The organism is Prosthecobacter sp. (genome assembly GCF_014879935.1).
Classification (GTDB): domain Bacteria; phylum Verrucomicrobiota; class Verrucomicrobiia; order Verrucomicrobiales; family Verrucomicrobiaceae; genus Prosthecobacter.
The window spans coordinates 24340-30339 of the sequence record NZ_JACSRD010000065.1; the positions used below are offsets into that span (position 1 = coordinate 24340).

The window sequence follows — 6000 nt, forward strand, 5'->3', positions numbered from 1 at the left end:
GCCACTTCTCGCCCTCAATCGTTTCTACCCGACGTTTTCAAACGCGGCCTACTCCCGCAGCGATTGCATCCAGAGATCGAGCTGCTGCATCAGCTCGGGCGGGCCATCTTCGGGAAAGTTGTCGATAAGCCAGCTCACATCGTCTCGCGCCGCCGCCTTTTCGCCGAGGCGCTGACGCATTTGCGCCCGGGTCAGACGCTCGGCCGCTGACTTGGGATCGATCGCAAGAACAAGGTCGAGATAAGGCAGCGAATCGCGGATGGAGCGCGTCTCATCAAAGGCCGATCCCAGCAGGTTGCGCAGCATCCGCAGCAGGATGTCGCGTTTCTTGGCCGCCACGAGCGCCCCCTCGGGAAAATCGCCGGTGTCACTCAATTGCAGCGCCGCTTGTTCCACGGTCAGCTCCTTGCCGCGCTCAAACACATCGATGAGCTGCAGCTCGCCTTCCGGGCCGTCGCGATAGCCGACCATGAACTTGCCGGGCAGCGGCACGCCAAAAACGCCCTGGATGCCCAGCTTCGAGGCAAGCTCGACGTACAGCACGCTGAGGGAGATTGGCAGCCCCTCACGATCGTCGAGCACCTCGTTCATGTAGCTGTTGCTGCGGTTCTCGTAGTCGCCACGGCTGCCGTGGAAGCCGTTCTCCTCAAAGAGATAGCGGTTGAGCCGTTTGACCGCAGTCATCGTGCCCTTCTTGATCTCGGGATCGTCCTTCAAGTCCGCCACGAGGCCCTTGAACGCGTTCAAGTAGGACGCCACGTCGATCTCAGGATTGTCGTGACGGGCGAGAAGAAGCGTGCAGCGCAGCAGATTGATCTCCGGCTCGGGCTTTTCGAGTTCCGCCAGGATTTCCTTCGTCATCGCACGGCGATGCAGTTCGCGCTCCAGTTCCCGCAACTTGGCGGCCTCTTCTTCGAGCCGTTTGCGCTGCTCGGAGAGCACACGACGACCCGCTGTCGGATTTTCCAGCAGCTTGTCGAGCGTCTGGTCGCGAGTGGACGCCTGTGCCAGGTGGGATTCGATCTCGCTGCGGAATTTCGAGGCCAGTTCCGGCTCCAGCGGTTTTTCGGTGAGATCCGTGCCGATGCGAAAGCCACAAAAGTCGGCCACGGTGGTGCGGAATTTGCACAAGCCGGCCACGCCACCGCGCAGTCCGGCGTCATCGGTCTCGATGACCTTCTTTCCATTCACAAAGCAGGTGATCTTTTCCGGCTCCACCCGCACACGCAGCGCATTCCAGTCACCCGGTTTGTAGGCGTCGCTGGGCATGTCGGCCAGGATCGTCCAGGAGTAAACATCCGGTCCATCGAAGCGTGTCAGGCGCAGTTTGCCGCCGGAGGGATAAAAACCGTAATGCTTGTCTCCGCCGTCGGAACAAAAGACGAGACCCGCAGCGCCGCTTTCGTCATCCAGCTTCACCGTTGCGGCGACTTCGAAGGTGTCATCCGGCACCTTCTGCGTGGAGAAGCACAGCGCACGGCCGCCAAAACCATCACCTGGAAGGTCGGCGTGGATCACGCCGGCATGCTGGGACCACTGCGAGCCAAGGTGCAGCTTCCACAGCTTCGGATTCAGCACACCAATCGTCAGCCAGCGATTCATCGGCACGGGATTCGGCTTCTCGATCAGCTCCTTCAAGTCATCGACCGGCATGGCAAAACCGAGGTTGTCCGTCTTGATGTGCTTCAGGGTGAGGATGCCCAGCACCCGCCCTTGCATGTCGAGCAAGGGGCCGCCGCTGTTGCCTTTCTCGATCGGGATCGCCACCTGCAGCATGGTGTTGCCATCGATCTCTCGCGTCGCCGAAAGAACCCCCTGCACGATGCTGAAAGCCAGACCTTCGGGAGCGCCCATGGCCACCACGTTCTCGCCCTGACGCACACTTTTCGCATCGCCCAGCGGCAACGGCTTGAGTCCCTTGGCATCGATTTTGAGCAAGGCGAGGTCGTGCTGGGCATCCGTGGCGTGGACGGAGGTGACGACATGCGTTTTGCCATCGCTCATCTCGATCTGGAGCCGTCGTGCCTCGCCGATCACGTGAAGATTCGTCGCGATCAAGCCGTCCGCGCTCACGACAAAGCCGGAACCGATGCCATCCGTGCCGTCCCGCCCCAGTTGGGTGATCTTCACCAGGGAAGGCGCGATGGTTTCGGCGAGATCGGCGGTGGTTTTGGCCTTCGGGGCTGCTTCGACCACGAAACACATGGAAGATATGGAAAGGAGGAGCAGAAGGCGGTTCATGGGCAAAGAGGAGAGCGAGATTCAGTCCAGCCAGTTTTCAAATCGCAGGCCGGGGACTTTTTCGAAGTCGGCCCGGTTTCGAGTGAGCAAGATCGGGTCATATTCCATGGCAATGCAGGCTATTTTCAGGTCCATGGTGCCGATACGGATGCCTTGCTCACGAAAGGCTTGGAGACGCTTGGCCTCCTCATCGTCCCAAGGGAGCCGCACAAAGCTCGCCGTCAGCGTGAGCAGTTTTTCCAGCTCACCATACGCCCAGACCTGCTGTCCGGGTTCGCGATAGGAAGCGATTTTCGCCAGCCAGCCGCGACATCCCTCCTCCACGGTGACGATGGTGGTCACGACAGGCTCATTTTCGATTCGCGATCTCAAACGACGACCCACGGAAGACTCATAGCAAAGCTCCCGCAGGTGATTCGTATCGAGGACGAACATGCCGGGTTAAGGATAGGTTTGCGCCTTCCTCCAGGCTTCTCCCAGTGCCCAGGCTTCGCGAGCTTCCGGGGTGTCCTGCATGGTCCCGAATGTCTGGCGTCCGTTCCGGCCCGTCTTGCGGATCAATGCGATCACCGCCGCTTGTTTGCGTCGGGCACGAGCGAGATCCTCGTCCACAGGGACTTCGGGAATGGATTCAGTTGCTTGCATGACGCAGAGTGTATTCCTCGAGTCCGCTTTGCCAACCGTCATTTCTCGGGCCATTCCGCTGATGAAACTTGCCTCTTGGCGTCAGATTCGTGTTTGATCAGCGGTTTAAGTCTCTCCCCTCCCATGACTCTCCGCGCCGCTCTTTGTCTCTTCGCTCTTAGCCCTTCGCTCTTAGCCGCCGACTTCCCCGCCATCTACGACACCGAAAAAGGCGCGCCCATGTCCGCCGAGGAGGCTGCGGCCACGATGGAGCTGCCGCCGGGCTTCAAATGCCTCGTCTTTGCCGCGGAGCCGGATGTGCGCCAGCCCATCGCCATGGCGTGGGATGCGAAAGGGCGACTGTGGGTCGCGGAAAACTACACCTACGCCGAAAATCCCATCCGCTGGGACACGAAGCTGCGCGACCGCGTCATCATCCTCGAAGACAAGGACGGAGATGGCAAACACGACGGCCGCAAGGTCTTCTGGGAAGGCGGCAGCTACCTCACCAGCGTGGAGACCGGCTACGGCGGCGCTTGGGTGCTGCACAACGGCACGCTCAGCTTCATTGCCGATAAAAACGGCGACGACACACCCGATGGCGAGCCCGAGGTGTTGCTCGATGGCTTCAACGTGAAGACCATCGGCCACAACATCGTCAACGGCCTGCGCTGGGGCCCCGATGGCTGGCTTTACGGCCGCCACGGCATCACCGACACCTCCGCCGTCGGCGCACCCGGCACGCCGCTGGAAAAGCGCGTGAAGATCAACTGCGGCATCTGGCGCTACCATCCCACGCGAAAGGTCTTTGAAGTCGTCTGCCACGGCGGCACGAACTCCTGGGGCCACGATTGGAATGCCGAGGGCGAGCTTTTCTGGATCAACACCGTCATCGGCCACCTCTGGCATGGCATTCCCGGCGCCTACTACCGCCGCATGTTCGGCACGCACCTCAATCCGCACGTCTATGAAGTCATCGAGCAGACCGCCGACCACTTTCACTGGGATGCCGGTGCCGAAACCTGGAGCGACATCCGCAAGCTCGGCGTCACCGGCAAGACCGACTCGCTCGGCGGCGGCCACGCCCACGTCGGCATGCTCATCTATCAAGGCGGCCTCTGGCCGGAGAAATACCACGGTGCCGTCCTCACCTGCAACCTGCACGGCAACCGCATCAACATGGACACGCTGCATCGTGAAGGCTGCGGCTACGTCGGCAAGCACGCGCCTGATTTCATGAAGGCCAAAGACAAATGGTTCCGCGGCATCGACCTCCTCACCGGCCCCGACGGCAACGTCTTCGTCGCCGACTGGAGCGACAGCGGCGAATGCCACGACAACGACGGCGTGCACCGCAGCAGCGGGCGGATTTACAAGATCGTGTATGGGGAGCCGAAGAAGGCGGAGCCGATCAACGTGGCTGCGATGAAGGATGAGGAGTTGGACGCTCTGGTCTTGCGGTCGAATAACTGGTGGAGCCGCATGGCGATTCAACAGCAGAGTGAACGTGGCACCAAAATCAAGCCATCTCTGAAACCAATGCCGTCCAGTGTGCTTGCAGAAAGCAAAGATGGTTTGGACAGACTTCACCTAGCCTCCTCTTTGCGTTTACACAAATTAGAAGCCCGCTGGCCCATCGCCACCGCACTCGCGAAGCACGAAGAAGACGCCAACGACCGTCAGCAGCCGCTCATGATCTGGTATGGCATCGAGCCGGCGGTGGCGGCGGAGCCGATGAAGGGTGTGGAGCTCATCCGCGAGGCAAAAATCCCCACCGTGCGCCGCCTCGTCGCCCGCCGCATCGCCGAAATGATCGAGGACAAGCCCGAGGCCGTCGATGCGCTCGTCGCGCTCATGACCGAACGCGCCGACGTGCGCGGCGATGTGCTCGCCGGCATGGCCGCGGGGTTGGAGGGGTTTAGCAGCGCGAAGAAGCCGAAGGGATGGGATGAGCTTCTTCGCACTGTAGTCCCGCCTTCAGGCGGCTCAGAACCGGCTAAAGCCGGGACTACAATACAAACCCTCTCCGCCCTCTTCGGCAGCGGTCGCGCCATCGAAGACCTCATCGTCCTCGTCAAAAACGCGGATGGCGATGCCAACGCGCGATTGAACGCCTTCAAGAGCCTCACACGCACGACGAAGCCCGAATTGCTCGCGGTCATCCGCACGCTCATCAACGACAAGGTGCTCGGCACCGTCGCTCGCAGTGCTTTGGCAGCTTACGACGATCCGAGCATTCCGAAGCAGCTCACCGGCTCGTGGCCGGAGCGCAGTCAGGAGCAGCAGGCGGCCACCGTGGCCACGCTGACCTCCCGCGCCTCCTACGCGAAGGTTTTGCTCGAAGCCGTGAAGGCCGGGAAAGTGCCCGCCGCGGCCATTTCGCCCTTCCAAGCCCGCCAGATCCGCAATCTCGGCGATGAAGCCATCACCAAACTCCTCACCGAAGCCTGGGGCGAGATCCGCGACACGCCGGAGGCCAAAAAAGCCGAGTTCGCCAAGTGGGAAGCCGTTTTGAAGCCCGCAGCCCTCGCGAAGGCCGACAAGTCGAAAGGCCGACTCATGTTCACCGCCGCGTGCGGAGCCTGTCACAAGATGTATGGCCAGGGCGGAGCCATCGGCCCCGAACTCACCGGCAGCGACCGCCGCAACCTCAAATACCTCCTCGAAAACATCCTCGACCCCAGCGCCGTCGTGCCCGCCGACTTCCGCGTGAGCATCTTCCACCTCAAAGACGGCCGCACCCTCAGCGGCGTCGTCCCCGAGCAAACCGAGCGCACCCTCACCATCCAAACCCCCGCCGAGCGCCTCACGCTCGAACGCACCCAGATCGTCAAACAAGAGCAAATGGCGCAAAGTTTGATGCCCGAAGGCCTCCTCACCGCCCTCGGCGAAGAAAACGTCCTCAACCTCATCGCCTACCTCATGGGCGAAGGGCAGGTGGAGATGCCGAAGTGATCCCGGAATTCCCCGTTTGCAGCAGCCCGCGCCTGTGAATTTCACCTTGTCGAAACACCTCGACGCCGTGTAATCTGACTCAATACCAGCTTTTTACCGTTATGAACCCGACCCAGCCCGGCAATCCGCAGCAGCCACAGCATCCTGGAGCCACCCAGCCGTTGCCTCCTGGCTACACAC

At 61.4% G+C, this 6000-nt stretch carries 4 protein-coding genes; 1 reads left to right on the plus strand and 3 read right to left on the minus strand.

The window, feature by feature from the left end; translation table 11 throughout:
* Positions 1-48: 48 nt before the first annotated feature.
* Genes IAE77_RS02530 through IAE77_RS02540 form a run of 3 tightly spaced genes read right to left on the minus strand, consistent with a single transcriptional unit; the run spans position 49 to position 2886 of the window.
* Positions 49-2241 carry a trypsin-like peptidase domain-containing protein gene (locus tag IAE77_RS02530; protein ID WP_294221335.1) on the minus strand — a complete coding sequence of 731 codons (2193 nt, stop codon included), beginning with the start codon at positions 2239-2241 and terminating at the stop codon, positions 49-51.
* 21 nt (positions 2242-2262) lie between these two features.
* A complete protein-coding gene (locus tag IAE77_RS02535) occupies positions 2263-2676 on the minus strand; it encodes a type II toxin-antitoxin system VapC family toxin (protein WP_345780955.1) in 414 nt (137 codons plus the stop codon).
* Between the two features lie 6 nt (positions 2677-2682).
* Positions 2683-2886: a hypothetical protein gene (locus tag IAE77_RS02540; RefSeq protein WP_294221341.1), complete on the minus strand. Its 204-nt coding sequence runs from the start codon at positions 2884-2886 to the stop codon at positions 2683-2685.
* Between the two features lie 123 nt (positions 2887-3009).
* On the opposite strand from IAE77_RS02540, the gene IAE77_RS02545 reads away from it, so the two are divergent.
* Positions 3010-5820, plus strand: a complete 2811-nt coding sequence (locus IAE77_RS02545) for a PVC-type heme-binding CxxCH protein (protein WP_294221344.1) — start codon at positions 3010-3012, stop codon at positions 5818-5820.
* Positions 5821-6000 lie beyond the last annotated feature (180 nt).